Genomic DNA, 25,453 nt, shown 5'->3' with positions numbered 1-25,453 from the left:
CAGACGAATACATGACCAGCGGAGGGGGGCGCTTCATTAAAGTTGAAAACTTTAATTACGTCCGCAATTTCCTTGGCGCGCACGACTATAAGCCGCTCAAGCAGGGCACGTATACTCGTGACCAGTTGCTACAAGCATATGGCATCGGCTCAGGCATACTCGGCGCCCGTCAATATTTCTTAGGAATGACTGATGCGGACTACATGAACCGTGCGTATGTATTCGGGTCATCTGAATTTGAAATCAACCCGGAAGCGAAATTCATCATCAACCCAGATGGCAGCCGCGAAATCAACGATATTGCGGTTATCCCGGTGAATGATAATTTTGACTTTTCCAGCGATGCCCTGCCCGCGCGCATCACCAATTTCATGACAGAATCACGGATTGATCCATCCAAAATCGGTCGTACAGTCCCCATCATTTTCACCGGTAAAGTGAAGTCAACAGATGTCTTGACTGGTGAAGATTGGTACGCCATGGAGTTGTCCAATTCGCTCGACAAATTGGGTTTATGGGCCTCATATTCCTTGACCCCTGCCGCGATTATGGAATTTGGCATATTGATGATGCAAGTAACAGCTTCCGGCATCATTGATTACAAAACGCCGGAAGATCGTTTTGTTTATTACGACGGGGAATCGCCCAGCAATAACGGAGATTTGAGCGCAGCGAACGGACTGCCCAAAGTGCAAGGACGCGGCACATTGTACGATGGCTCGGTTGCATTGATCGGCGGCGGCGGCAATGACACTTTGAGCGGCGATATTTTAAGCGATGAGTTATTCGGAGGCGCAGGTAATGACTCCTTGGATGGAGGCTTAAGCGGCGACACATTGCAAGGCGGCGATGGCAATGACACCTTGCTCGGCAGCTTTGGCGCTGACAAATTGCAAGGTGAAAATGATAACGACTCGATTGATGGCGGCAGCGGCGACGATACCCTGGGGGGTGGCGCAGGCGATGACATCATGAGCGGCGGCATTGATAATGATCAGATGCAGGGCGACGCTGGGAATGACTCGATGGAAGGCGGCACGGGTGATGACAAACTTGCCGGCGGCCTCGATAACGATACCCTGATTGGCGGCATGGGCAATGATGTGCTTGAAGGCGGCGCCGGCAACGACTGGCTGGATGGCGGCTTCGGCGCTAATCAATTGGCAGGCGATACTGGATTTGACACCTACCTGAGCGGAGATGGCGACGTCTTGCAAGACAGCGATGGCGCCGGTACGGTGCAATTGGGCGGCGTGACGCTGCGCGGCGGCAAACGCGAAGAGGGTAAGTCTTACTATTACGACAAAGGTTTCGACACCTATTATCTATGGAGCGGCAGCACACTGAAAGTCGTGCGCGGCAGCAGCGCTATCACGATTAAAGGTTGGGGCAATGGTCAGCTGGGCATCACCCTGAAAGAAGATAACCCCAAACCGCCGCCGCTCACGTCGCCGATTGTGCTTGATTTGGATAATGATGGTCTGGAGACGGTCGGGATTGAAGCTGGCGCACATTTTGACCACAGTGGCGATGGCTTTGCGGAAGCAAGTGGCTGGGTCAAATCCGACGATGGTCTGCTGGCCTTGGATTTGAACGAAGATGGCCGCATCAATTCCGGCAAGGAATTGTTTGGCTCAGAAACCATGCTCAAGAATGGCGCCAAAGCTGAGCACGGCTTCACTGCTTTAGCCGAGCTTGACAGTAATCTGAGCAAGCAAATCGACGCACAGGATGCGGCGTTTGCAAAATTGCGTGTTTGGCGCGACCTGAATCAAAACGGTGTCAGCGATGAAGGCGAATTGTTCACCTTGCAAGAAGCCGGAGTGCACTCGGTTGATCTGGCTTTCACCAACAGCAATGTGGTTGACCAATATGGCAATCAACATCGCCAACGCGGCAGTTTTGCCGCTATTGACGGCGGCGCACGCAGTGCAGCCGATATTTGGTTTGTGACAGACCCGGCTGATACATTTTCAACCGTGGAAGCTGCCAGCCTGAGTCTGGAAGTACAAGCCCTGCCCAACCTGGAAGGCTATGGCCAATTGCCCTCATTGCATCAAGCAATGCAACGTGACCCTGTATTGAAAACCCTGGTCAGAGAGTTCGTGCAAACGACCAGCGACGTGATTCGCAATGACCGCATGCGCGATATTTTGTGGCGCTGGACTGGAGCGGATCAGCAATCCCCCTCCAGTCGAGGTTCCTTCATCAACGATGCGCGCTGGCTGTATATGGTGGAAGCACTACAAGGTAAGCAATTTATACAATACGCCGGCACCAATGCCGGCACGCCCAACCCCGGGCCGATGGCAGCCGAGAATATCAATCAAATCAGCAAACGCATCTATGAAGTGTTTTACGCCCGTCTGGCTGCGGAAACTTTTCTGAAGCCGATGTTTGATGGTTTGCAAGCGACCTGGAATCCGGTTTGGAAAATCTTTGACCTGGATGCCAGCGCCAGCACAGCCTTCCTGCGTCAAGCCCTGTTGGAGAATCCGGGAAACGGTTTGCAACTGGTCAAGAACAGTGTGCGGGCCTTGCGCGCCTTCGAACAACTCGACAGCGCAGTGTATGGTGCTTTGATCAATGGTTTGCAAGACATTCTCCCGGAAATTTCACAAATATTGCAAGCCAACAACACTACCGGCTATGGACTTGACCCATGGTACCTTGTCAACGTAACGCTGATCGGTTTGGTTGGCGACGACACCCTGGTCGGCGGTAATTCAGATGACACCCTGACCGGCCTGGCTGGCAATGACAGTCTGGTTGGCAACAGTGGCCATGACATCATAAATGGCGGGGCAGGCAACGACACCTTGTACGGCAATGCGGGTTCTGATCAGTACTTGTTTGCCCGTGGTCATGGACAGGATACAGTGGACAACTATGACCGGGATAGCGGGCATTACCCAGATAGCATCGTCTACGACGCCAGCGTCACTCCGGCGGATGTGGATGTGGTGCGCAGCGGCAATGATTTGCAACTGATCATTCGCGATAGCGCAGACCGCATAACCGTCAGCAATTTCTTTCAACTTGGCGATGAATTTGCGCAGATTGACTCCGTACAGTTTGCGGATCGAACCGTGTGGGATGCCGATCATTTGATTTCACGCAGCTATGTCATCACTGATGGCGCTGATCAAATCCTTGGTTCACGCCGCGACGATACATTCAAACTCAAAGGGGGCAATGACACTGCGCAAGGTTCTGCTGGCAATGACGTGTTGGAAGGCGAAGGTGGCGATGACGTCGTCTCCGGTGGCGAAGGCAACGACACCATGATTGGCGGCGCCGGCCATGACTATCTGGATGGCGGCGCTGGCGACGACAGCTATCAATTTGGCCTGAACGATGGCCATGATGTGATCAGGGAAGGTGGTTTGATTAAGACCTCGGATGCTGGCGGCAATGACACACTGTTTATTAAAGGCCCGATTGACCCGGCGCAGGTGAAAATTGCACGCGATCGGACCGATATTATTCTCTCGCTGCCTGGCAAAAACGTTGGCCAGGAATATGTGTATGACAGCATACGTTTGCAAAACGCACTCGATAATGGCGGCGACAATGCTTACATCATTGAACGGGTGGTGTTTGATAATGGCGTTGAATGGTCATTTGCAGATCTCAAAGCGCGCCTGATCAGCAGCTCGGATAGCAATGATTTGCTGGAAGGTTACGCCACGCCGGATCAACTGGCGGGCAATGGCGGCAATGACACACTGATCGGCCATGCCGGCGCCGACGTGCTGCAAGGCAACGCCGGTGAGGATCAATTAAGCGGCGGCGCTGGCGATGACCAGCTCGATGGCGGCGCTGGCAACGATATGCTCTCTGGCGGGGCCGGCAATAACTTCTATATTCTGGATCAGGGCGGCGGCCAGGATGTGGTCACGCGCAATCTGGAAGATTGGCTGGAAGCCAAAGACACGGTATTGATCCCGGCTGCAATCGGCCTGGAAAATATCGAAATGCGGCGCGAAGGCGTGGATGTGATTTTCCAAATCAAGGGCAGCAGCGACAGCATCCGCTTTAAAGGCGTGATGATCAACGATGGCCTGTTCCGTAATTACCGTTTCCAATATGGCATCGCCGGCGGCGCCACCGTCGATCTGGAGCAAGTGCGGCAAGCCTTGCTGCATGGCGGCGCCAGCAGCGATATGCTGACCGGCTATGCCACGAATGACAATATGACTGGCGGCTTGGGTAACGATACGCTGGATGGTGCGGGCGGCATCGATACACTGAGCGGCGGCGCCGGTAATGATGAATACGTGGTGGACAATCTGGAAGATCAAATCCTCGAAGCGGCTGATGAAGGGCATGAGCTGGTGCGCGCACGCAGCAACTACACCTTGCCACAGCACATTGAAGATTTGCAGCTGGAAGAAGACGCCTATTCCGCCAACATCAAGGGCAACAGCATGGACAACCTGCTGCGCGGCAACAGTTCAGGCAACACCCTCGAAGGCGCTGGCGGCCAGGACACACTGGATGGCGGCGCGGGGGATGACACCTATGTCTTGAACAGTGGGCAGGAAACCATCATTGAAGCAGAGGAACAAGGCCGGGATACAGTGGTCGCCCCGGACAGCTATGTGTTGCGCATCGAAACCTTGGAAAACCTGACCCTGGCGGGCGAAGGCAACAGCAACGCCACCGGGAATGCGCAGAATAATACGCTGCAAGGCAATCGCGGCAATAACATTCTTGATGGCTTGACTGGCGCGGACAATATGCGCGGCGGCGCGGGTGACGATATTTACTTCAGCGACAATGAGGAAGACCGCATCTCCGAATCCAGCGACGAAGGCATCGACACCATCGTGCGCAGTTTCGACACCTTGCTGGTGCTCAATGACAATGTGGAAAACCTGACCCTGGCCGGTGATGTGCAGCATGGCAACGGCAATGAACTGGACAATCTGATCACCGGCAACGATGCCGACAACTCCCTGCTTGGTTTGGGCGGCAATGACACCCTGATCGGCGGCTTGGGCAAAGACTCGATGTTCGGGCGCGAAGGCGCTGACAGCATGGTCGGCGGCGCTGGCGACGATTATTATGAAATCGACGACGCCGGCGATGTGATTGTGGAACTGGCCAACGAAGGCTATGAAATGGTGCGCTCCACCGTCAGCTGGACGCTGGGCGACAATCTGGAACGCCTGGCGCTGGATGGGGAAGAACACCTGAACGCGAACGGTAACGCCCTGAACAATGGCCTGTGGGGCAATGCCGGTAATAATATGCTGGCCGGCGGTCTGGGCAATGACTATATGGAAGGCGGCCTGGGCGATGACGTGTATCTGTTCAATAAGGGCGATGGCAAAGAAACCATTGACAATACCGACTTGAGCAGCGCCGTGGACATCTTGCGTTTCGGCGCCGGCATTTCCGAAAACGATGTCTCGGCGCGCCGCCAAGACAATAATCTGTTTATCTTGTTAAAAGGCGGGACAGATCAAGTGGCCTTCCTGAATTACTTCGGCGCCACCGAAGATATCGATGGACAGGCAGCGGATCAGAAAATCGACCGCATCGAATTCGCCAATGGCGCGGTGTGGGATCAAAGCATGATCCAAACTGTGGTGGATCGCGCCTTGAACAACCATCCGCCAACCGTCACCAACTACCCGCCTGCGCTGACCGCTCGCGCCGGCACGGCCTTCACTTATGTCGTACCGCAAAACACCGTGACAGACCCGGACAGCTGGGACTCGGTCAGCTACAGCGCCAAAATGAGCGATGGCAGCGCACTGCCGGCCTGGCTGCAGTTTGACGCCGCCAGCCGCACTTTCAGCGGCACGCCGGGGACAGCTGACGTTGGCGTGCTGCAATTTGTGTTGTGGGGCACGGATAACTACGGCTATTCCGCCGGCGCCGGGGTGCGTCTGACAGTCGGCGCGCCGAATAATGCGCCGGTCTTGAGCACACCGCTGGCGGATCAAACCGCGAATGTGGGCGCCTTGTTCAGCTTTGCCGCACCGTCCAAAACCTTCACCGACCCGGACGCCGGCGACAGCTTGAGCTATAGCGCCACCCAGGCCGACGGCAGCCCGCTGCCTGCCTGGCTCAATTTCAACCCGGCCACCCGCACCTTCAGCGGCACGCCGAGCGCGATTGGCAATGTCAGCGTCAAACTGACGGCGAAAGACACTGGCAATTTGAGCGTCTCGGATGTGTTTGAGATTGCCGTCAAATTGCAAAATCTGAACTTGCAAGGGACCAGCGGCAGCGACACCCTGCAAGGCGGGGCCGGCAATGACACCATCAGCGGTCTGGCCGGCAACGACAGCCTGCTCGGTTTCGCCGGCAACGATGTGCTGGACGGCGGCGCCGGCAATGACAGCCTGCTCGGCGGCGCCGGCGATGATCTGTACATCGTTGACAGCAGCCAGGATGCGATTGGCGAAAACGCCAATGAAGGCGTGGATACGGTGCAAGCCAGCGCCAGCTTTGCGCTGTCCGCCAATCTGGAAAATCTGAGCTTAAGCGGCAGCAACGCCATCAATGGCGCCGGGAATGCGCTGAATAATCAGATCAGCGGCAACAGCGCCGCCAACTTCATCGACGGCGGCGCCGGCAATGACAGCATGGCCGGCGGCTTGGGCAATGATGTGTATGTGGTGGACAGCGCGCAGGATCAGATCACCGAAAATGCGGGCGAAGGCACAGACCAGGTGCAAAGCAGCATCAGCTTGACGCTGGGAGCGAATCTGGAAAACCTGTTCCTGACCGGCAGCAACCCCATCAACGGCGCCGGCAACGCCTTGAATAATCAGTTAAGCGGCAACAGCGCAGCCAATCTGCTGGATGGCGGTTTAGGCAACGACACCATGGCCGGCGGCGCCGGCAATGATACTTATGTGGTCGATAGCAGCCTGGACGGCATCATCGAAAACGCCTCGGAAGGAACGGATCTGGTGCAAGCTTCGGTCAGCTACACGCTGCCGGCGAATCTGGAAAATCTGAGCTTGAGCGGCAGCAACGCCATCAACGGCACAGGCAACAGCCTGCATAATCAGATCAGCGGCAACAGCGCAGCGAATCTGCTGGATGGCGGCGCAGGCAACGACAGCATGGCCGGCGGCGCCGGCAATGACAGCTATGTGGTCGATAACGCAATGGATGTGATTACCGAAAACCTGGATGAAGGGACGGATCTGGTGCAAGCAGGCATCACTTACACGCTTGGCGCCAATCTGGAAAATCTGACACTCAGCGGCAGCAGCGCCATCAATGGCACAGGCAATGCGCAAAACAATCTGCTGATTGGCAACAGCGCCATCAACAGCTTGAACGGCGCAGCTGGCAACGACACGCTGGATGGCGGCGCCGGCGCCGATAAATTGGCTGGCGGCGCGGGCAACGATGTGTATCTGCTCGACAATACTGGCGATGTGGTGACAGAAAACAGTGCGGAAGGCATTGATCAGGTGCGCACCGCGCTCACGCATACCCTGGCGGCGAATGTGGAGGCGCTGTGGCTGAGCGGTTCCAACGCGGTCAATGGCACGGGCAATACGCTCAACAATCTGCTGTGGGGCAATGGCGCGGTGAACACCTTGAACGGCGCCGCCGGACATGACATTCTGCAAGGCTTTGCCGGCAATGACATCCTGAGCGACAACGCCGGCAATAATCTGTTCGATGGCGGGGCCGGCAATGACAGCATCACGGGCGGCAGCGGCAATGAGCTGTTGCTTGGCGGCAGCGGCAATGACACCATCAACACCGGCAGCGGTGCGGATGTGATCCTGTTCAATCAGGGCGATGGCCAGGATACGATTGCCGCCAGCAGCGGCAAAGACAACACAGTGTCCCTGGGCAAAGGCATCAAATATGCCGATCTTCTGTTCAAGAAGAGCAGCAATGATTTGATCCTGGTCACCGGCGCCACTGAGCAAATCACTTTCAAAGATTGGTATGCCAGCAGCACCAACCGCAGCGTGGCCAATCTGCAAGTGGTGATCGAAGGCACAAGCGACTACAACAGCAGTTCGACCAATAAGTTGAATAATAAGAAGGTGCAGCAATTCAACTTTGATGGTCTGGTGGCCGCTTTTGATCAAGCCCGCAGCGCCAATCCGAGCCTGAGCAGCTGGGCGCTCTCGACTGCTTTGCTGGCGCAGCATGTGGCCGGCAATGATGGCGCAGCCTTGGGCGGCGACCTCGCTTACCAATATGCCGGCAGCGGCAATTTGGCGGCGCTGTCGATGACCCCGGCGCATACCCTGCTGAGCAACAGCCAGTTTGGTTTGAGCGCACAGGCCTTGCAAGCAAGCGCCAATCTGCAAGACAGCAGCCCGCGTCTTGGCTGATTTCTGCTGATGTGAAAACGGCGGCATCTTCACGATGCCGCCGTTTTTTTATGCCGTTTGCATGCGCCTCAGAGATGGCGCCCACGGTTCAACCCTGCAATAAATCCCGCAACCAATCCGTGTCCAGCGCATTGCTCAACTCGCTTCGCGCGCAATCAAAGCCAAAACTCAGCGCATGCCAATATTGCCGCCCTGCGCTGCCATCGACCGGATTGCCGAAACTGCCGCGCACCGCCAAACCCGCATCGTTATAGGCGATATGCAATTCGACTTCATGCGGCGAAAGTGAATATAAACTCGCTTCGCCCTGCCCGCTGCGCTGCATGGTTTGCAAACTGCGGGCGAAATGAAGCAGATCCGGCAACAGAAATTGCGCTTCACAGCTGCCGGAAAAACCGTGCGCCGTGGCCCGCACCTGCAATCTGGCGTCGGCATGACTGCCGGTCTGGCCATATTCCAGCAAGGTGATCGCCAGTTCTGAAGCCCCCTGTTTAAAACTTGCCATTTTTCATCCTCACATAATGGGGCGCCATCTTGGCAGCCTGTCGGATTTAGAAAAAATCTGCTGCGAAACCAGGCCTATTGCAGCCGGCAAGCCCGCTCTGCTGCTGCCGATGTTCCGCAGCGCATCACCGGCCCCGAAGGACTGCTGGCATGCGCCCTGCGAGCCGCAATGGAAATCCAGTGCGGCAGCTGCATCAATTGTAACCCGGCAATGCCGCCGGGCGCGGCTTTGTCATGCTGAGCAAATGCAAAACTTGCAGATTTCTTAAGATTACACATGCCGGAAACGCTGTTTTCCCGTATAGTCTGCGCATACGAGACACAACATACTGCATATCCAAATCACAGGAGATCACAGCATGACTGATTTACAAAAAGCCGGCGGGCTGGCCGCCTTGCTGCAAGCCCTGATTTATGTGCTGGGCTTTGCCGCCATGGCCACGGTGCTCAACCCGGGCGCAGCGCAAGACTGGAGCGCACAGCAAAAACTGGCTTTTATTTTGGAACGCAAAGCCATGTTCATGGGCGTGAATTTTGTGATTTACGTTTTGTTCGGCGTGCTGCTGACAGTGCTGGCGGTTGCGCTGCACGAGCGCTGGCGCGAACGCTCGCCGCAATGGATGAAACTGGCTACCCCCTTCGGCCTGATCTGGGCCGGCCTGGTGATCGCCAGCGGGATGATCGCCAATATCGGGCTGCAGGCAGTCGCCACGCTGCAAACCAAAGACCCGTCCCAGGCTGTGATCGTCTGGCGCACCATTCAAGTGGTGGCGGATGGCATAGGCGGCGGCAATGAAATCGTCGGCGCGCTCTGGGTGCTGCTGTTGAGCGCCGCCGCATGGCGCAGCAAAGCCTTGCCGGCAGGTCTGCTTTACCTCGGTGTTTTTGTCGGCGTCTGTGGCTTACTGAGTGCGATTCCACCGCTCAAAGACAGCGTGATCCTGTTTGGCTTAAGTCAGATTGTATGGTTTGCCTGGATCGGCCTGCACGTATTGCGCCAGCCATCGCCGCAATAAAAACCGGCTCAGGCCGGAGTGCTGAATTCGAGCAAATACGTCCAGGTCGGTTTGCCATCCACCTCTGCCCGGCTGATGCAGCGCATGCCGGTTTTTTCCAGCACTTTTTGCGAGGCGCGGTTTTCTGGATTGACGATGCCCATCAAAGCCGGCAATTGCAAGACATCGCGCGCAAAATCGCGCACTGCCAGCGCCGCCTCTTGCGCATACCCCTGGCCGGTGTAACGGCTGAGCAAGGCATAGCCCAAATCCACATGCGGCAAGCTGGGGCGGCTGACCAGACCGCATAATCCGATCGGGCTGCCGTCCGCACGCAAGCTGATGCGATACAGTGAAAAACCCTGCTCAGCTTGCTTGGCGATGTATTTTTCGCGAATCTCGCGGCGCGCATCGTCCAGATCGCGAAAACCTTTATCGCCAATCCCGGCGATCCAGCCCGGTTCGCCCACCAATTCAAAGAAAAACGCTGCATCGCTTTCTTGCAGCAATTCAAAATCCAATCTGGCGCTTTGTAAAACCGGCATCGCATCCCCCAAAATAGTGACAGACTGAGGAATTCTAGCAGAGCCCTCAATCAGGCGGCAGCTCGCTTGTGGCGGCTGGCGGCGGCGCCAAGCGGCCCTGCTGCAAATCGGCGCGCAAGGCGGCCACTTCAGCACGCAGCGCGCGGATATCGGCATGCAGCTCACGTTCCAGGCGTTTTTCATCTTCGCCCACAAACAAGGCGGCAATCGAGGCCGTCACCAGAGAAAACAGGGCGTACCCCAATAACACCGTGAAAACCGCAAACACGCGCGAAGGCGGGGTGGTGGGATATAAATCGCCATAGCCCACCGTGGAAAGGGTGGTGAAAGCCAGCCAGGCGCCGTCGGCAATCGATTCCACACTCGGCTCCAGCATATAAAAGCCGAGGCCGGCCAATGCCAGCATCACCAAGCCCAGCAGCAAAATGTGAGATAAGCGCTTGGGCGCGATCAAGCGCAGACTGAGCGCGCACAGGCGTGCAAACACAAATGCGCAATACCCCAGACGCAACAGCCATTCCAATTGCGACCAGGCGCTATTCGCATGCCAGGCGCTCAACAGTGCGCCGCCGATGATCAAACCTTCCAGCCAATGACGGCGCCATTGCTCGACATTGCGCCAGGCGCCGAACCAGCGCCCGCCGCGCCGCATCTGGGTTCCCAGCTCATACGCAGTCAGCAGCGCCACCAACACGTATAAACCGCGACCGACATGGCGCAAAGCGCCGCCTGAAGCGCTCAATTCCAGATAAAACGCTGGAATCGAGAGCGCCAAGGCTAACAATAACAATGGCCGGGCGCGGCGGATGCGCCGCTCCAGGTCTTGCGCCAAGCCAGGTTCGTGCTGGCGCATAGACTCACACCTGCTTTGGCAATAAGACCCACATCTGACCGCGCTGCTTCATCTTGCCGGCTTTATCAGCGGCCTCAGCCCCGAAGCCCCAGAAGAAATCAGCGCGCACCGCGCCACGAATCGCGCCGCCGGTGTCTTGCGCCATCATCAAGCGCTGCAAAGGCGTTTCCGCATTCGGCTGGGTGGTGGCCAGATACACCGGCGCGCCCAGCGGCAACATGGTGGGATCAACCGCAATCGAGCGCTGCGCATGCAAGGGCACGCCAAGCGCGCCCTTCGGGCCGACTTTCGGGTCGGGCAGTTTTTCCTCTTTGAAAAAGACATAGCTGGGATTGGCGTTATACATTTCCTGCGCCCGTCCCGGATTCGCCAGCGCCCAGGCGCGAATGCCCTGCATTGACGCCTGTTCCAGCTTCAACTCGCCCTTATCAACCAGCCAGCGGCCTATTGATTTATACGGATGGCCATTTTGATCCGCATATGCGACCCGCACCACTTCCGGCTTGCCGCCTTTTTTCTCGCCTTCCAGCGTGACCCGGCCCGAGCCTTGCACCTGCAAAAAGAATGCCTCGGCGGCATCATCCACCCACAGCAATTCATGGCCGGCCAGCAGATTCGCGCCATCGATTTCTGCGCGCGAGGGATACGGCAGGAGTTTATTGCCGACCAGACGGCCACGCAGACGCATATTTTTCAATTCGGGATACACGCTGCCCAGCTCGACCGTAATCAAATCATCCGGCGCCTTATACAGCGGCACCTGATACGGCCCGCCGCGCTTGCGCGCGCCGCGCAACAGCGGCTCATAGTAGCCGGTGACCAGGCCGACATCAGTGGCGTCCGGGTTATTCACCTGATGCGGCGTGAAAAAGGTCTCAAAATAATTCCGAATCGCGCTGTTGCTGGCGGCATCGACCTGGCGCGCGATGGCGCACACCTCGCTCCACTCGCTTTTCTTGTTCAAAGCCTGGCAGGAGGCCAGAAACGCCGGCCAGGCTTCGCGCAAATCATCACGCCCCCATCCGGGCAATTGCGCAAAACTGGCGGGTTTGAGCAGATCCGCCGGGATGACTGTGGCATTATTCGGGGCCGGCGCCGGTTTTACGTTATTCGCAAGGGGCGCTGGCGCGGGTGTGATGGCCGGCGCAGGTTTAGCCTGCACATCCGGTTTGGTGCTTTGGCAGCCAGCCAATACAATACAGGCCAGGAAGGCCGCCGTACGCGGCAAAGAATGATTTAACTTCATATACACAAGCAGGGTAATGGCATGGGTGATGCAGCATGGGTATTTTTTCTGGAAGCCGGCCTGGCGCTGGGTCTGCTGGTGTTTATCGTCTGGTGGACGATGGGTTCGCGCGCTGAATTGCAAGAACCGCCCAAAACAGAAGAAGAAAGCAAGCGCCCTGACGGCAAACAGGAATGAGTCTGCCTCAATGCAGGGTGCGCGGCAAGCCCAGCGCAAACTCCGGGATTTCCGCCTCAAAACGGTAGCCGTCTTCCGCCACGCAGAAATATTCGCCGCGCATCGATCCTTGCGGCGTCGGCAGATTGCTGCCGCTGGTGTACTGGAATTGCTGGCCCGGCTGCAATAAGGGCTGATGCCCGACCAAACCCAGGCCGCGCACTTCCATGGTTTCCCCATTGGCATCGGTAATCACCCAATGGCGTGAAATCAGTTGCACCCCGATCTGGCCGGTGTTTTTAATCGTGATGGTGTAGGCGAACACATAGTGGTTTTCCGCCGGCTTCGATTGCTCGGGCAAATAAGCGGTTTCCACCGTAATTTCCAATTCATATTGCGACATGGACTTCCTTTGTGCGGGAATGCAGGTGGCGACATTCTATAGCATCCTGCCGCCCCGCCCTGTTTGACGCTGCGCCCGCGTTCAAGCCAGTTGCGCCTGCGCCCATTGCAATATCTGCGGCGCGCTGATGGCCCCGCTGTGCCGCGCCACTTCGCGCCCTTGATGCCACAGCACAATGGTGGGAATGCTGCGGATCTGGAAATGCCCCGCCGCCACCTGGGCCGCATCAGAATCCACTTTGACAAAGCGCATACCCGGCGCTTGCTCTGCGGCAGCGGCGAAATGCGGCGCCATTTGCCGGCATGGCCCGCACCAGGCGGCCCAAAAATCAATCAAGACCGGCATTTCCGTATTCGCCAGATAGCGCGCCAGCTGGGCGTCGCCCAACTCAACCGGGTGGGCCGGCGTCAATTCGGCCCCGCATTTGCCACACACCGGGGCATCAGTTAAACGCTCATCGGGCACGCGGTTGGCGGCTAAGCATTGAGGGCAGGCGAGCAACATGAGATTCTCCTTGTTTGGATCGGCGCACATTCAATTGGTGTGCGAATGCGCTGGCAGATGGGGATGAAACGCAGCGCCGACAAGAGGCCGGCGGCTGCATTCTGCGCTCAACAGCCGCCGCGCACGCCGAGACGGCGCAACAGACTTTCCATCAAACACCAGCGACTGAAGCCGCTTTGCAAGAGATTCAGCGCGACAAAGGCGGACAAAGCCAGCCAGGCTTGCGCGTGAAACAAAGGGCTGCCGGGCACGCCCAGCAAGAGACTGAGCAAGATCATGCAGGCGGCGACAATGCGGACAATTTGCCAGGATTTCATCAGTATTCTCCTTAAAACCAAGGGCAGCGCTGGGTGGCGCCGCCAACACCGGCGGCACATCTGTTGCGCCCGATTCATTATATTAAATGCTTAAATGAATGAAAATTCTAATTTTCTCCTTGCGTTTTTAAAAATAAAAAAGGCGGCAAAGCCGCCTTTTTTATTGCTGCAACACCCGTTTATTCGCAACGCAGCGCCGCCATACTGCCATCCGGGAACCCCACCGCAGACTGCTGTCGCCCATTGCAGTTGTAGCGCACTTCCAGGGTTTTATAGCGCCCCGGGGCCGGATCGCCGTCGCACAGATTGCGCGGCTCCACCCGCAGTTCGCAATAGCGGCGGCCATTGCATGCGACGCCCATTTGCGGGGTGGCGTCGCACCAGGCGCCGCCGCCATTCACTTCCCAGCGTGCGCCGGTGATGTACAAACCGCTGCCGTGATGGCTGCCGCCGCTGTGGCTGCCGCGCTGCACGCCGGTCGGGTTGGAAACCGAGCCGCTGCAACGCAATTGCGCAATGCCGCCATCAAAGAAACCCAATTGCGGCATTTGCACGCCATTGCAGGTGAATTTCACATCCAGCCGTTTTTGCTTGCCATACGCCGGATCGCCATTGCACAGATAATTCGCCGCCACCGGCACATCGCACTCCGATTTGCCATCGCATGCGGCTGACATCTGGCGCGTGGCGTCGCACCAGGAGCCGCCGCCCACCACTTCCCAGCGCGCTTCTTGCACCTGCAGGCGACCGCCATGAACTGGCGCGCGATTCGGCGGCGGATTGCTGACCACCGGGCTGGATGGGGCGCGTTGGGAATTGCGGCAATTGATTTGCCCCAGCTGGCCATCGCCAAAACTCAGCATCGATTGCTGCCGGCCATTACAGGAATATTGAATATTGAGTTGCTTCGCCACGCCATACGCCGGATCGGAGCCGCATACATAACGCTGATCGACAAACACATCGCAGATATCTTTGCCATTGCACGCGCGGCCGATTTGCCTGAGCGCATCGCAGGAGCCGGCGCCGGGCGCTTCCCAACGCGCGGAATTGATGGTGATGCGTGGCAGATTGCCGCCGCGCTCACAACGCAGCGCAGCAATCGCGCCATCCGGGAAACCGCTGTGCTGCTGGCGCACGCCATCACAAGAATATTGAATTTCCAACACTTTTTGCTTGCCATAGGCCGGATCGCCATGGCACAGGTTTTCCGGCGTCACCGCCACCTGGCAAAAGCGGCGGCCATTGCAGATGCGCTGCAATTGCGCGCTGGCGTCACAACTTTCATTGCCGCCAGCCAGAACTTCCCAGCGCGCCGAGTGTACTTGCAATTGCGCCTGCGCCGGCAGGCTCAGACAGGAAATCGCGCCGGCAAGCAGCGCCGCGCTGTAAGAACGGAAATAAGAAAGGAAAGACATCAAGGCCTCCATCAGTGGGATTCTTTGCCAGCAACGGCTGGAGCATAACACCCGTTGACGCGAGTTCCGGCCTTAAAACTCTTCCCAGCCATCCTCCGCCGCTTTGGCGGCAGGGCGTGCAGCCGGGGCCGGACGCGGTTTGGGCAGCGCGCGCGCAGCCGGTTTGCTGGGCGGACGCGCTGCCGCAGCAGCCGGACGCGCCTGTGCGCGCAACATCCCGTCTTTCAATTTAAATACGCTGACCAGGCGCGCCAGACGGTCGGATTGCTCTTGCAGCGCTTGCGCCGCCGCCGCCGCCTGCTCCACCAATGCGGCGTTTTGCTGGGTCGCCTCATCCATTTCCAGCACAGCATCGGAAATCTGCTCAATCCCGGCGGTCTGCTCCTGGCTGGCGGCGGAAATCTCTCCCATGATGTCTGTCACCCGGCGCACGCTGGCGACGATTTCATCCATCGTGGCGCGCGATTCATGCACCAGACGGCTGCCGGTTTCGACTTTTTCCACCGAATCGTTGATCAAGCCCTTGATTTCCTTGGCCGCCGCCGCGCTGCGCTGGGCCAAGCTGCGCACCTCGCCCGCCACCACCGCAAAACCGCGCCCCTGCTCGCCGGCGCGCGCTGCTTCCACCGCCGCATTCAAGGCCAGAATATTGGTTTGGAAAGCGATGCCGTCAATCACTGCGATGATATCGACAATTTTCTTGGAGGAATCGCTGATCGAATTCATGGTGTCAACCACATGCGAAAACACCGAACCGCCGCGCACGGCGACATCGGACGCGGAAGCCGCCAACTGATTCGCCTGACGCGCATTGTCGGCGTTTTGCTTCACTGTGGCGGTCAGCTCTTCCATGGATGACGAGGTTTCTTCCAGCGAACCGGCTTGCGCCTCGGTGCGTTGCGACAAATCCATATTGCCGCGCGCGATTTCACTGGAGGATTGCGCCATCGAATCGGTGCCCTGCCGCACTTCGCTGACAATCTTCACCAGACTGTCATTCATATGCTTCAAGCCGGTCAGCAACTTGCCCATTTCATTGTCGGAATCGACTTCGATTTCATGGCTCAAATCCCCCGCCGCCACGCTTTCCGCCAGACGCGCCGCCTGCGCCAGCGGACGCGTGATGCCATTCACCAACAGCCAGCCAAGCACGCCGGCCAGCGCCACGCCCAGCGTGATCGAGAGCAGGGAAATATTGCGCACCACCTCATAGCGCGACTGCGACTGCGTATATTCCTGCTGCGCCGCCTGCAATTGCAGCTCAATCATTTGATTCACATCTTGAATCAGCGGTGCGAACAGGGTTTTCATCGGCCCCCGGATCAAATCCATGGCCTGCTGCGCATAGTCATTGGTGAGCGCAGCCACGGCCGGCTTCAAGCCCTCATTGTAAAAACGCTCGCGGTGGGCGGTGAAGCGCTGGCCCAGCTCTTTTTCCTTTGCGTTCATCGGACGCGCGGCAATCTGAGCCCAGGTTTTTTCAGCTTCGTCTTGATATTTTTTGATGTCTGACAGGCTGGTCTTGATCATGTCCTGATCCGCACCGACCGCATACGCCGCCGCCAATTGCAGATTCAGCAGCGCGCGCACCATATTGTCGAGTTTGCCGATGGCGACGGTGCGTTCGTCATACACGGATTTCAAGGCGTCATTCGCGCTGCTTTGCCCATACAGCCCCAGCCCGCCTATCATCACCAGCAGCAAAGACATAAACCCGATCACAAACACCAATAATGATTTGATGGCGAAATTCTTCATTGCGCACCCTGGCAAGTGGGGGGCTTGACCCTGAATATGCGCCGCACAGCTTAGCCCCGGAATGTGCGGCTGTTGTTCATGATAGCACCAGCACAGCGCAGCAAAAGTTTTTTTACGGCAATCATTCTGCGATGTGACAGGCGGAGGGACAAGACAAGCCAGATCATCAGTCTTGCTGCATATCAAGGCCGGGCAAGCAGCGCGCCGACCAGCGGCGCGGCGGCAGAATGCATGCAAAAGCGCGCCCGCCGGCGGGAATCTGGCACAATGCTTTTTTTACCTGCAAAATCCGCCAGCCATGCCTACTTTGCCCCCGCCCCGCCGGCCCCGCGCCCTTCATCTCAGCTGCCTGCTTGGCGGCGCTCTCGCTCTCTCCGCCTGCGCCAGCTGGCAAGCAGCGCCGCCCGCGCCGGCCAGCGCCGGCCCCGATCTGGCGTATGTGGTGCTGGGCGAACAAGGCGAACGGGTGGCGCGCACGCTCAGCGCCGGCCCCTGTCCTGCGCTGGACGTGGATGGACAAAGCCAGCCCATGCAAATGCGCGCCGCCGCCGGCGTGCTGCCCTTGCGCAACACCAGTGTGCCGGATGCGCACAACAAAGCAGCGGCCTTCCCTTCCAATGTGTGCGAATTACGCTTAGCGCCTGGCGTCAGACAAGTGCGCTTACATGGGGCCGCATTGCCGCTGCCGCCGCAGGAAGTCAAACGGATTGTGGTGCTGGGCGACACCGGCTGCCGGCTGCGCGGCGCGGCGGTGCAGGATTGCAATGACGCCACCGCCTGGCCCTTCGCCCTGGTGGCGAAAGCGGCGGCGCAATGGAAACCGGATCTGGTCTTGCATGTGGGCGACTACCACTACCGCGAAACACCCTGCCCCGAGGGCCGCGCCGGTTGCAAGGATTCGCCGTATGGCTTTGGCGAAGATGTGTGGCGCGCTGACTTTTTGCACCCGGCCCGCCCGCTGCTGGCGGCCGCGCCCTGGGTAATGGTGCGCGGCAATCATGAATCCTGCATGCGCGGCGGGCAAGGCTGGTGGCGTCTGCTTGACCCGCGCCCGCTGTTGCCGGGACGCGACTGCATCCGTCCCGCAGACGATGCGCAGGGCGATTTCAGCCCGGTGTACGCGACTCCGCTGGGCGGCGATGCGCAAGTGCTGGTGTGGGATTCTTCCGCCGCGCCGCATGGTTTGCCGCCCTCCGCCGATCCGCGCCACGCGCGTTATGCCGAAAACTATCGCCAGCTGGATAAATTGTCGAATCAGGCGACGTATAACTTCATGCTCAGCCACCACCCGCTGCTGGGCTTTTATGTTGAACCAAAAGCCGGCGGCAAGAGCCAGATCCAGCCCGGCAATCCTCTGTTGCAGCAAGTATTCCGCCAACACAATCCGTATATGCTGACGCCGCCGCGCGTACAAGCGCTGCTGGCCGGCCATGTGCATACCTGGCAACAGCTGTCATTCTCCAGCGGCCATCCCAGCCACTTCATCGCCGGCCACAGCGGCAGCATGATTGATGAATTGCATCTGCCGAATGTGCTGCCGGCAGATACCCGCCCGGCCCCGGAAGCCGCCGTGCACAGCCACGCTTCCTACGGCGGCTATGGCTTCATGACCATGGAACGCGAAGGCGCCGACCGCTGGAAAATCGGGGTGTATGACTATGAAGGTAAATTGCAGCGCACTTGCGTGATGGAGAATCGCAGTTCGACGTGTGCGCCGTAGTCCCGGCAGGCGCTGCGCCCGCCGGGGAGAATTCCGGCTGGCGCCAGCGTCAAGCATGCCATGCATACATACTCAGCTACACCTGCTGGCTGCAAGTCCCGACTTTATGCTAGAGTCATCCCCATGCCGGGGGCGTCGTGCCGCCGGCCATGAATTCAGCCAGATACGCATCATGCACAAGCCCATTGTTCTCGTTCCTGCCTGTACGCGCCAGCTTGGCGCGCATCCCTACCATACAGTGCAAATGAAATATGTGAATGCGGTGCTGGAAGCCGCTGATTGCATGCCTTTGATCCTGCCGGCGTTTGGCGCGCGCACCGATTGGGAGGCGGTGCTGGCGGTGGCGGATGGCGTGATGCTGACCGGCGCGCCGGCCAATGTGCATCCTTCGCATTTCGGCGAAGAAGTGCACAACCCGGCCTTGCCGCTCGATCCGCAACGCGACGCCACCACCCTGCCCTTGATCCGCATGGCGATTGAACGCGGCTTGCCGCTGTTTGCGATTTGCCGGGGTTTTCAGGAAATCAATGTGGCTTTGGGCGGCAGCTTGCATCAGGCGGTGCAGGAAGTGCCGGGCATGCAAGACCACCGCGATGACGATAACGCCCCGCTTGAAGAGCAATACGGGCCGGCGCACCCGGTGCGGCTGGTCGCCGGCGGCGCGCTGGCGGCGATTTTGAACCATACGCCGGAAATCATGGTGAATTCCCTGCACGGCCAGGGCGTCAACCGGCTGGCGCAAGGCTTGCGCGCTGAAGCGCATGCGCCGGATGGCTTGATCGAAGCGTTTTCGGTCGAAGGCGCGGCCAGCTTCGCCATGGCTTTCCAATGGCACCCGGAATGGCGCGCCACCGAAAATCCGGTTTCTCAAAAAATCTACGCCGCCTTCGGCCAGGCTTGCCGCGCGCGCCAGGCCGCCAAACTGCACAGCGCAGCGCCCGATCCGGGCCAGCAACACAGCAATCCAAGTTGAATCCCCGCCGGGCGCCCGCGTCAACGATGCTGCGCCCGCGCTCCTGCGCTCCTGTGACCGGCGTGCCGGCCAGAACAAATGCAACACTGTAGAAGGTGGATGTATGGATGCAGATCAATATTACCCGTATGCCCGTGGAGTCGGTTAGCTGGCTTGCCGCCTGCCGCCGTCATGGCGCTTGCGCGCCATGCCCCAACCCACTCCTGTAACAAGCAAGAAAGAGAGAGCAAGATGGCTATCCGTGCAAATTTCAGTTATCAAGATATGGATCAGTGGTTGAATGAAAACCGCGTCAGTGAAATCGAATGCCTGGTGCCGGACTTGACCGGCGTGGCGCGCGGCAAGATTTTGCCGCGCACCAAATTCAGCGAGGAACGCGGCATGCGCCTGCCGGAGGCCGTGCTGGGCATGACCGTGACCGGCAATTATCCGACCGATGACCCGGATTATGACCGCGCCATCTCCGCCACCGACCGCGACATGATTTTAAAAGCCGATCCGCAAACCATCGCCCTGGTGCCATGGGCGGTCGATCCCACCGCGCAAGTGATTCACGACTGCTTCTTTGCCGACGGCTCGCTGGTCGATTTCGCCCCGCGCTCAGTGCTGCGGCGGGTGCTCAAGCTGTATGAGGAAAAAGGCTGGCTGCCGGTGGTGGCGCCGGAGCTGGAATTTTATCTGACGGCGAAAAACAGCGACCCCGACCTGCCCTTGCGCCCGCCGATTGGCCGCAGCGGCCGCGCGGAAACCAGCCGCCAGATTTACAGCATCGACGCGGTGAATGAATTCGATCCCCTGTTTGAAGACATTTACGATTACTGCGAGATGATGCAGCTCGATGTCGATACCCTGATTCATGAAATCGGCGCCGGGCAGATGGAAATCAACTTTCTGCACGGCGAGCCGCTGGGCCTGGCCGACAAAGTGTTTTTCTTCAAACGCACGCTGCGCGAAGCCGCCTTGAAACACGATATGTACGCCACCTTCATGGCCAAGCCAATGAGCGGCGAACCGGGATCGGCCATGCATATTCATCAAAGCGTGCTGGATGCCAAAACCGGACAGAATATTTTCAGCAATCAAAATGGCAGCCCGTCTGACGCCTTTATGAATTACATCGGCGGCTTGCAGCGCTATATGCCGGCGGCGATGGCGATTGTGGCGCCGTATGTGAATTCCTACCGCCGCCTGGTGCGGCATTCCGCCGCGCCGATTAATTTGCAATGGGGCACGGATAACCGCACCGTGGGTTTCCGCGTGCCGCATTCCGGGCCGCAAGACCGCCGTATTGAAAACCGCATCATCGGCGCCGACGCCAATCCTTATCTGGCGCTGGCGGTGACGCTGGCCTGCGGTTATCTGGGCATGAGCGAAGGCTTGACGCCGACCCCGATCACAACCGGTTGCGCCTACGACATGAAATATGAATTGCCGCAAGGCTTGCCGCAAGCGCTGCAACTCTTGCGCAGCGAAACCCGCTTGCGCCAGGTGCTGGGCGACCGTTTCATTGATGTGTATGCGGCGATTAAAGATTTGGAGCATGCCGAATTCATGACGGTTATCAGCCCCTGGGAGCGCGAACATTTGCTGCTGCATGTGTGAGAAAAAATGAGGATAGGAGCGGCTTTAGCCTCGAACCAGGCTGTCCCCTTGCGAGGGCAGGCATTCGCGACTGAAGGCGCGCCCGCAACAAACTCAAGGGCTGAGGCAGCGCATGGATTTTGCCGGGGATGGCAAAATCAAACCCATACGTATGCTTTGCGTCAAGCAAAAGGAAGCCGAATGAATAACGCCGCCGGCCGGCAAGAGGAAAGAATATGAGTCAATACGATACCCGCAGCATCCAGCAAGACGACAGCGCGCACTATATGCACCCCTTCACCGATCATAAATCCTTGAGCGCGCGCGGGGCGCGCGTGATGGTCAAGGGCGAAGGCGTGTATATCTGGGATTCTGAAGGCCAGCGCTTATTCGATGGCATGTCCGGCTTATGGTGCGTCAACGCCGGCTACGGGCGCAAGGAAATCGCCGACGCCGCCTATGCGCAAATGCTGCAACTGCCGTTTTACAACAGCTTTTTCCAAACCACCAACCCGCCCGCCGTGGCGCTGGCGAAAAAACTGGTGGAACTGGCCCCGCCGCAGTTCTCGCATGTGTTTTTCACCTCCAGCGGCTCAGAAGGCAATGACACCATCATCCGCATGGTGCGGCGCTATTGGGATGTGCTGGGCCAGCCGCAAAAATCGGTCATCATCAGCCGCCACAACGCCTACCACGGCAGCACCATGGCCGGCGCCTCGCTGGGCGGCATGAGCGGCATGCACGCCCAGGGCGGTTTGCCGATTCCCGATATTGTGCATATCGAACAACCGCATTATTTCGAGCATGGGCGCGGCATGACGGAAGAACAATTCGGCCTGCATGCCGCGTCCTGGCTGGAAGCCAAGATTTTGGAAGTGGGGGTGGAGCGCGTCGCAGCCTTCATCGGCGAGCCGGTGCAAGGCGCGGGCGGGGTCATCATTCCGCCTGCCAGCTATTGGCCGGAAATTCAGCGGATTTGCGAGAAATACGGGATTTTGCTGATTTCTGATGAAGTGATTTGCGGCTTTGGCCGGCTCGGAACCTGGTTCGGCTGCGAAAAAATGGGCGCCAAGCCGGATTTGATGACCTTCGCCAAAGGCGTCACCTCCGGCTACATCCCGCTGGGCGGCGTGCTGGTGTCACAAAAAGTGGCGCAAGTCTTGATTGAGCAAGGCGGCGAATTCAATCACGGCTTCACCTATTCCGGCCACCCGGCAGCCTGCGCCGCCGCACTGGCGAATTTGAAAATTCTGCAAGACGAAGATCTGGTGCGCCGCGTGGCCGAAGACACCGGCCCGTATCTGGCGCAGGAATTCGCCAAACTGGGCGACCATCCTTTAGTCGGCCTGGCCAATTCCTGCGGTCTGGTGGCGGGTTTGAATCTGGTGAAGAAAAAAGCCCCTGTCTTGCACGATTGCGAGCTGTTCGACCCGGCCTTGGAAGTCGGCATGGTGTGCCGTGGCCATATGTTTGGCAATGGCATGATTATGCGCGCAGTGGGTGATCGCATGATTATTGCGCCGCCGCTGTGCGTCACACGGGCGCAAATTGATGAAATGCTGGGTTTGATTCGCGACTGCCTCGACAAAACGCATGCCGACTTGCAGTCGCGCGGCTGGGTGTGATGGATTGCCGCCGCAGCGCATCAGCGTGTGCTGGCGGCGCAGCAAAAAAATCGAAGCGGATTTCTATGGAAATCCGCGAAATTGCAACAGAGTTGGGCATAATTGCGGCTGTGGCTGCGCGCGCACATGGGCGCGCGTGCGCGTATGATTTCCAAGCCCCGCTTACGCCAATTTCAAGCCGGGTTTGGATGCTTGATTGACATCGATTTAGGAGAACGGCATGACCTATAGCATGCGTGGCAAGGCGTTTTTTTTGCGTACCCTGAGCGCTGGCGTGTTAAGCGCATTAGCGATTTGCAGCAGCGGGGCGCAAGCAGAAGAAAAGGTGCTGAACATCTACAACTGGTCTGACTATATTGCCGACGACACAATCAAGAATTTTGAAAAAGAAACCGGCATCAAAGTCCGTTACGACAACTTTGACAGCAATGAAGTGCTGCACGCCAAGCTGGTGGCGGGCAAAACCGGCTATGACATCGTGGTGCCTTCCGCCAACTGGGGCCGTTTGCAAATCGACGGCGGCCTGCTGCGCAAGCTGGATAAATCCAAGCTGCCGAATCTGGCGAACCTGGATCCGACGCTGCAAAAACAAATCGCCAAACTTGATCCGAATAATGAGCATCTGGTGGTCTGGCTGTGGGGCTTCACCACAGTCGGCATCAATGTCGATAAAGTGAAAGCGGCTTTAGGCGGCATGCCGATGCCGGAGAACGCCTGGGATCTGGTGTTTGATCCGAAATATGCGGCCAAGATCAAATCCTGCGGCGTGTCCTTCCTCGATTCGCCTTCTGAAATTTTGCCGGCGGCTTTGCAATACATCGGCAAACCGCCCTACTCCAAAAACCAGGCTGACTACACCCAGGCCGGCGCGATGCTGCAAAAAATCCGCCCGTATGTGACCCTGTTCTCTTCCTCCGGCTATATCAACGATATGGCGAATGGCTCGATTTGCGTGGCGCTGGGCTGGTCGGGCGATATCAACATCGCCAACCGCCGCGCCCAGGAAGCCAAGAACGGCAACAAGATCGAAGCCTTGCTGCCCAAGGGCGGCGCGACGCTGTTCTTTGACACCATGGCGATTCCTGCCGATGCCGCACACCCGGAAAACGCGCACGCCTTCATCAATTACATTCTGCGCCCGGAAGTGCATGCCTCCCTGACGAATAAAGTGTTTTTCGCCAACCCGAATGCGGCCAGCGTGAAACATGTGCGCAAAGACGTGGCGGAAAACAAATCGATCTTCCTGTCAGAAGCCGATAAAGCGCGTTTTGTGGCGCCGGAAGCCTTGAACGCCGACATCCGCCGCGCCATGACCCGCGTCTTCACCAAGTTCAAGACCGGTCTGTAACAACCTGAAAACCAGACAGCGGCGCCTGCGGGCGCCGCACACAACCAGCGACCATGAGCACTTCACCCGCCAACGCAGCGCAACCGGTTGTCGAAATCCGCAACCTGGTCAAGGAATTCGACGGCTTGCGCGCCGTCAATGATGTTTCCGTCACCATCAACAAAGGCGAGATTTTCGCCCTGCTTGGCAGTTCCGGCTGCGGCAAGTCCACCTTGCTGCGCATGCTGGCCGGCTTTGAAACCCCGAGTTCAGGCCAGATTCTGTTAAACGGGCAAGACATCGTCAGCACCCCGCCCTATCAGCGCCCGATCAATATGATGTTCCAGTCCTATGCCCTGTTTCCCCACCTCTCGGTGTGGGACAACATTGCATTCGGCTTGCGGCGCGATGGCGTGCCGAAAGACGAGATCGCGCAAAGGGTGGACAAAATGCTGGCCATGGTGCAGCTGCAGCAATACGCCGCCCGCCGCCCGCATCAGCTCTCCGGCGGTCAGCAACAGCGCGTGGCGCTGGCGCGCAGCCTGGTCAAGCAACCCAAACTCTTGCTGCTGGATGAGCCGCTGGGCGCGCTGGACAAAAAGCTGCGCGAGCAAACCCAGCTCGAACTGGTGAATATCATCGAACAGGTTGGCGTGACTTGCGTGATGGTCACGCATGATCAGGAAGAAGCGATGAGCATGGCCAGCCGCATCGCCATCATGAGCCAAGGCAAGATTTTGCAAATCGGCGAACCGCTGGAAATTTATGAAACGCCGAATTGCCGCTTTGTCGCCGACTTCATCGGCAATGTCACCCTGTTTGACGGCCATGTGGTGGAAGACGAGCCGGATCATGTGGTGATCAAAACCCCGGAATGCCGCATGTATGTCGGCCATGGCATCACCGGGGTCGAAGGCATGCCGGCCTCGATCGGCATCCGCCCGGAAAAAATCGTCTTGAGTTTCGATCCGCCCGAAGGCGGCAAGCTGCCGCCGGACGCCAACTGCGTGCAAGCCGAAGTCAGCGAAATGTCCTATCTCGGGGCCTATACCGTGTACCACTTGAAGCTGGCCACCGGCAAAGTGTTGAAAGCCACCGTCACCAATGCGGTGCGGCACGCCGGGCAACAGCCGAAATGGGGCGACCGCGTGTACGCTTCCTGGAGCGTGTCGGATATGGTGGTCTTGACCCAATGAGG

General features: G+C 58.3%; 18 protein-coding genes. 9 read left to right on the top strand and 9 right to left on the bottom strand.

The window, feature by feature from the left end:
- Positions 1-203: 203 nt before the first annotated feature.
- The gene (locus V8J88_RS02330) at positions 204-8,330 is read left to right on the top strand and encodes a putative Ig domain-containing protein (protein ID WP_338847538.1); all 8,127 of its coding nucleotides are present in this window, start codon (positions 204-206) and stop codon (positions 8,328-8,330) included.
- 88 nt (positions 8,331-8,418) lie between these two features.
- On the opposite strand, the gene V8J88_RS02325 is transcribed toward V8J88_RS02330, so the two are convergent.
- Positions 8,419-8,835, bottom strand: a complete 417-nt coding sequence (locus tag V8J88_RS02325; RefSeq protein WP_338847536.1) for a hypothetical protein — start codon at positions 8,833-8,835, stop codon at positions 8,419-8,421.
- A 358-nt stretch (positions 8,836-9,193) separates the two neighbouring features.
- On the opposite strand from V8J88_RS02325, the gene V8J88_RS02320 reads away from it, so the two are divergent.
- Positions 9,194-9,850: a hypothetical protein gene (locus V8J88_RS02320; protein WP_338847534.1), complete on the top strand. Its 657-nt coding sequence runs from the start codon at positions 9,194-9,196 to the stop codon at positions 9,848-9,850.
- Between the two features lie 8 nt (positions 9,851-9,858).
- Here V8J88_RS02320 and V8J88_RS02315 read toward each other — a convergent pair whose 3' ends face one another.
- Genes V8J88_RS02315 through V8J88_RS02305 form a run of 3 tightly spaced genes read right to left on the bottom strand, consistent with a single transcriptional unit; the run spans position 9,859 to position 12,473 of the window.
- Positions 9,859-10,374 carry a GNAT family N-acetyltransferase gene (locus V8J88_RS02315; RefSeq protein WP_338847533.1) on the bottom strand — a complete coding sequence of 172 codons (516 nt, stop codon included), beginning with the start codon at positions 10,372-10,374 and terminating at the stop codon, positions 9,859-9,861.
- A 46-nt stretch (positions 10,375-10,420) separates the two neighbouring features.
- Positions 10,421-11,227, bottom strand: a complete 807-nt coding sequence (locus V8J88_RS02310; protein WP_338847532.1) for a potassium channel family protein — start codon at positions 11,225-11,227, stop codon at positions 10,421-10,423.
- Positions 11,228-11,231: 4 nt separating this feature from the next.
- The gene (locus tag V8J88_RS02305; RefSeq protein WP_338847530.1) at positions 11,232-12,473 is read right to left on the bottom strand and encodes a murein transglycosylase A; all 1,242 of its coding nucleotides are present in this window, start codon (positions 12,471-12,473) and stop codon (positions 11,232-11,234) included.
- 21 nt (positions 12,474-12,494) lie between these two features.
- Between V8J88_RS02305 and V8J88_RS02300 the strand changes: the two genes are divergently transcribed.
- Positions 12,495-12,650, top strand: a complete 156-nt coding sequence (locus V8J88_RS02300; protein ID WP_338847529.1) for a hypothetical protein — start codon at positions 12,495-12,497, stop codon at positions 12,648-12,650.
- A gap of 7 nt (positions 12,651-12,657) precedes the next feature.
- On the opposite strand, the gene apaG is transcribed toward V8J88_RS02300, so the two are convergent.
- The 5 genes from apaG to V8J88_RS02275 all read right to left on the bottom strand — a co-directional run bounded on the left by apaG (position 12,658) and on the right by V8J88_RS02275 (position 17,029).
- Positions 12,658-13,032, bottom strand: coding sequence for a Co2+/Mg2+ efflux protein ApaG (gene apaG, locus V8J88_RS02295; RefSeq protein ID WP_338847528.1), 375 nt, complete (start codon positions 13,030-13,032; stop codon positions 12,658-12,660).
- A gap of 81 nt (positions 13,033-13,113) precedes the next feature.
- Positions 13,114-13,536 (bottom strand): thioredoxin TrxC, encoded by a 423-nt coding sequence (gene trxC / locus V8J88_RS02290; RefSeq protein ID WP_338847527.1) that lies wholly within the window; start codon positions 13,534-13,536, stop codon positions 13,114-13,116.
- A 107-nt stretch (positions 13,537-13,643) separates the two neighbouring features.
- Entirely contained in the window at positions 13,644-13,853 is a 210-nt protein-coding gene (locus V8J88_RS02285) for a YgaP-like transmembrane domain (RefSeq protein ID WP_338847526.1), read from the bottom strand.
- A 179-nt stretch (positions 13,854-14,032) separates the two neighbouring features.
- Positions 14,033-15,271 carry a hypothetical protein gene (locus V8J88_RS02280; RefSeq protein ID WP_338847525.1) on the bottom strand — a complete coding sequence of 413 codons (1,239 nt, stop codon included), beginning with the start codon at positions 15,269-15,271 and terminating at the stop codon, positions 14,033-14,035.
- Positions 15,272-15,343: 72 nt separating this feature from the next.
- Positions 15,344-17,029, bottom strand: a complete 1,686-nt coding sequence (locus tag V8J88_RS02275) for a methyl-accepting chemotaxis protein (RefSeq protein ID WP_338847523.1) — start codon at positions 17,027-17,029, stop codon at positions 15,344-15,346.
- A 298-nt stretch (positions 17,030-17,327) separates the two neighbouring features.
- Between V8J88_RS02275 and V8J88_RS02270 the strand changes: the two genes are divergently transcribed.
- The 6 genes from V8J88_RS02270 (at position 17,328) to potA (ending at position 25,451) form a co-directional block, all read left to right on the top strand.
- Entirely contained in the window at positions 17,328-18,749 is a 1,422-nt protein-coding gene (locus V8J88_RS02270; RefSeq protein ID WP_338847522.1) for a metallophosphoesterase, read from the top strand.
- Positions 18,750-18,921: 172 nt separating this feature from the next.
- The gene (locus V8J88_RS02265) at positions 18,922-19,722 is read left to right on the top strand and encodes a gamma-glutamyl-gamma-aminobutyrate hydrolase family protein (RefSeq protein ID WP_338847520.1); all 801 of its coding nucleotides are present in this window, start codon (positions 18,922-18,924) and stop codon (positions 19,720-19,722) included.
- Between the two features lie 231 nt (positions 19,723-19,953).
- Positions 19,954-21,324, top strand: a complete 1,371-nt coding sequence (locus tag V8J88_RS02260; protein ID WP_338847519.1) for a glutamine synthetase family protein — start codon at positions 19,954-19,956, stop codon at positions 21,322-21,324.
- A 215-nt stretch (positions 21,325-21,539) separates the two neighbouring features.
- A complete protein-coding gene (locus V8J88_RS02255; RefSeq protein ID WP_338847518.1) occupies positions 21,540-22,928 on the top strand; it encodes an aspartate aminotransferase family protein in 1,389 nt (462 codons plus the stop codon).
- Between the two features lie 220 nt (positions 22,929-23,148).
- A complete protein-coding gene (locus tag V8J88_RS02250) occupies positions 23,149-24,276 on the top strand; it encodes a polyamine ABC transporter substrate-binding protein (protein ID WP_338847516.1) in 1,128 nt (375 codons plus the stop codon).
- A gap of 53 nt (positions 24,277-24,329) precedes the next feature.
- Positions 24,330-25,451: a polyamine ABC transporter ATP-binding protein gene (gene potA, locus V8J88_RS02245; protein WP_338847515.1), complete on the top strand. Its 1,122-nt coding sequence runs from the start codon at positions 24,330-24,332 to the stop codon at positions 25,449-25,451.
- Positions 25,452-25,453: the final 2 nt, after the last annotated feature.

The organism is Massilia sp. W12, assembly GCF_037300705.1.
GTDB lineage: Bacteria > Pseudomonadota > Gammaproteobacteria > Burkholderiales > Burkholderiaceae_D > JACPVY01.
This window is presented reverse-complemented; position numbering and strand designations above follow the sequence as displayed.

Bases quoted from the DNA above. Each gene is read 5' to 3' on its own strand.
- trxC (WP_338847527.1), bottom strand. From the start codon at position 13,536: ATGTTGCTCGCCTGCCCTCAATGCTTAGCCGCCAACCGCGTGCCCGAT.
- V8J88_RS02275 (WP_338847523.1), bottom strand. From the start codon at position 17,029: ATGAAGAATTTCGCCATCAAATCATTATTGGTGTTTGTGATCGGGTTT.
- V8J88_RS02330 (WP_338847538.1), top strand. From the start codon at position 204: ATGAACCGTGCGTATGTATTCGGGTCATCTGAATTTGAAATCAACCCG.
- V8J88_RS02325 (WP_338847536.1), bottom strand. From the start codon at position 8,835: ATGGCAAGTTTTAAACAGGGGGCTTCAGAACTGGCGATCACCTTGCTG.
- V8J88_RS02255 (WP_338847518.1), top strand. From the start codon at position 21,540: ATGAGTCAATACGATACCCGCAGCATCCAGCAAGACGACAGCGCGCAC.
- V8J88_RS02310 (WP_338847532.1), bottom strand. From the start codon at position 11,227: ATGCGCCAGCACGAACCTGGCTTGGCGCAAGACCTGGAGCGGCGCATC.
- V8J88_RS02285 (WP_338847526.1), bottom strand. From the start codon at position 13,853: ATGAAATCCTGGCAAATTGTCCGCATTGTCGCCGCCTGCATGATCTTG.
- potA (WP_338847515.1), top strand. From the start codon at position 24,330: ATGAGCACTTCACCCGCCAACGCAGCGCAACCGGTTGTCGAAATCCGC.
- V8J88_RS02280 (WP_338847525.1), bottom strand. From the start codon at position 15,271: ATGTCTTTCCTTTCTTATTTCCGTTCTTACAGCGCGGCGCTGCTTGCC.
- V8J88_RS02320 (WP_338847534.1), top strand. From the start codon at position 9,194: ATGACTGATTTACAAAAAGCCGGCGGGCTGGCCGCCTTGCTGCAAGCC.
- V8J88_RS02305 (WP_338847530.1), bottom strand. From the start codon at position 12,473: ATGAAGTTAAATCATTCTTTGCCGCGTACGGCGGCCTTCCTGGCCTGT.
- V8J88_RS02265 (WP_338847520.1), top strand. From the start codon at position 18,922: ATGCACAAGCCCATTGTTCTCGTTCCTGCCTGTACGCGCCAGCTTGGC.
- V8J88_RS02315 (WP_338847533.1), bottom strand. From the start codon at position 10,374: ATGCCGGTTTTACAAAGCGCCAGATTGGATTTTGAATTGCTGCAAGAA.
- V8J88_RS02260 (WP_338847519.1), top strand. From the start codon at position 19,954: ATGGCTATCCGTGCAAATTTCAGTTATCAAGATATGGATCAGTGGTTG.
- V8J88_RS02270 (WP_338847522.1), top strand. From the start codon at position 17,328: ATGCCTACTTTGCCCCCGCCCCGCCGGCCCCGCGCCCTTCATCTCAGC.
- V8J88_RS02300 (WP_338847529.1), top strand. From the start codon at position 12,495: ATGGGTGATGCAGCATGGGTATTTTTTCTGGAAGCCGGCCTGGCGCTG.
- apaG (WP_338847528.1), bottom strand. From the start codon at position 13,032: ATGTCGCAATATGAATTGGAAATTACGGTGGAAACCGCTTATTTGCCC.
- V8J88_RS02250 (WP_338847516.1), top strand. From the start codon at position 23,149: ATGACCTATAGCATGCGTGGCAAGGCGTTTTTTTTGCGTACCCTGAGC.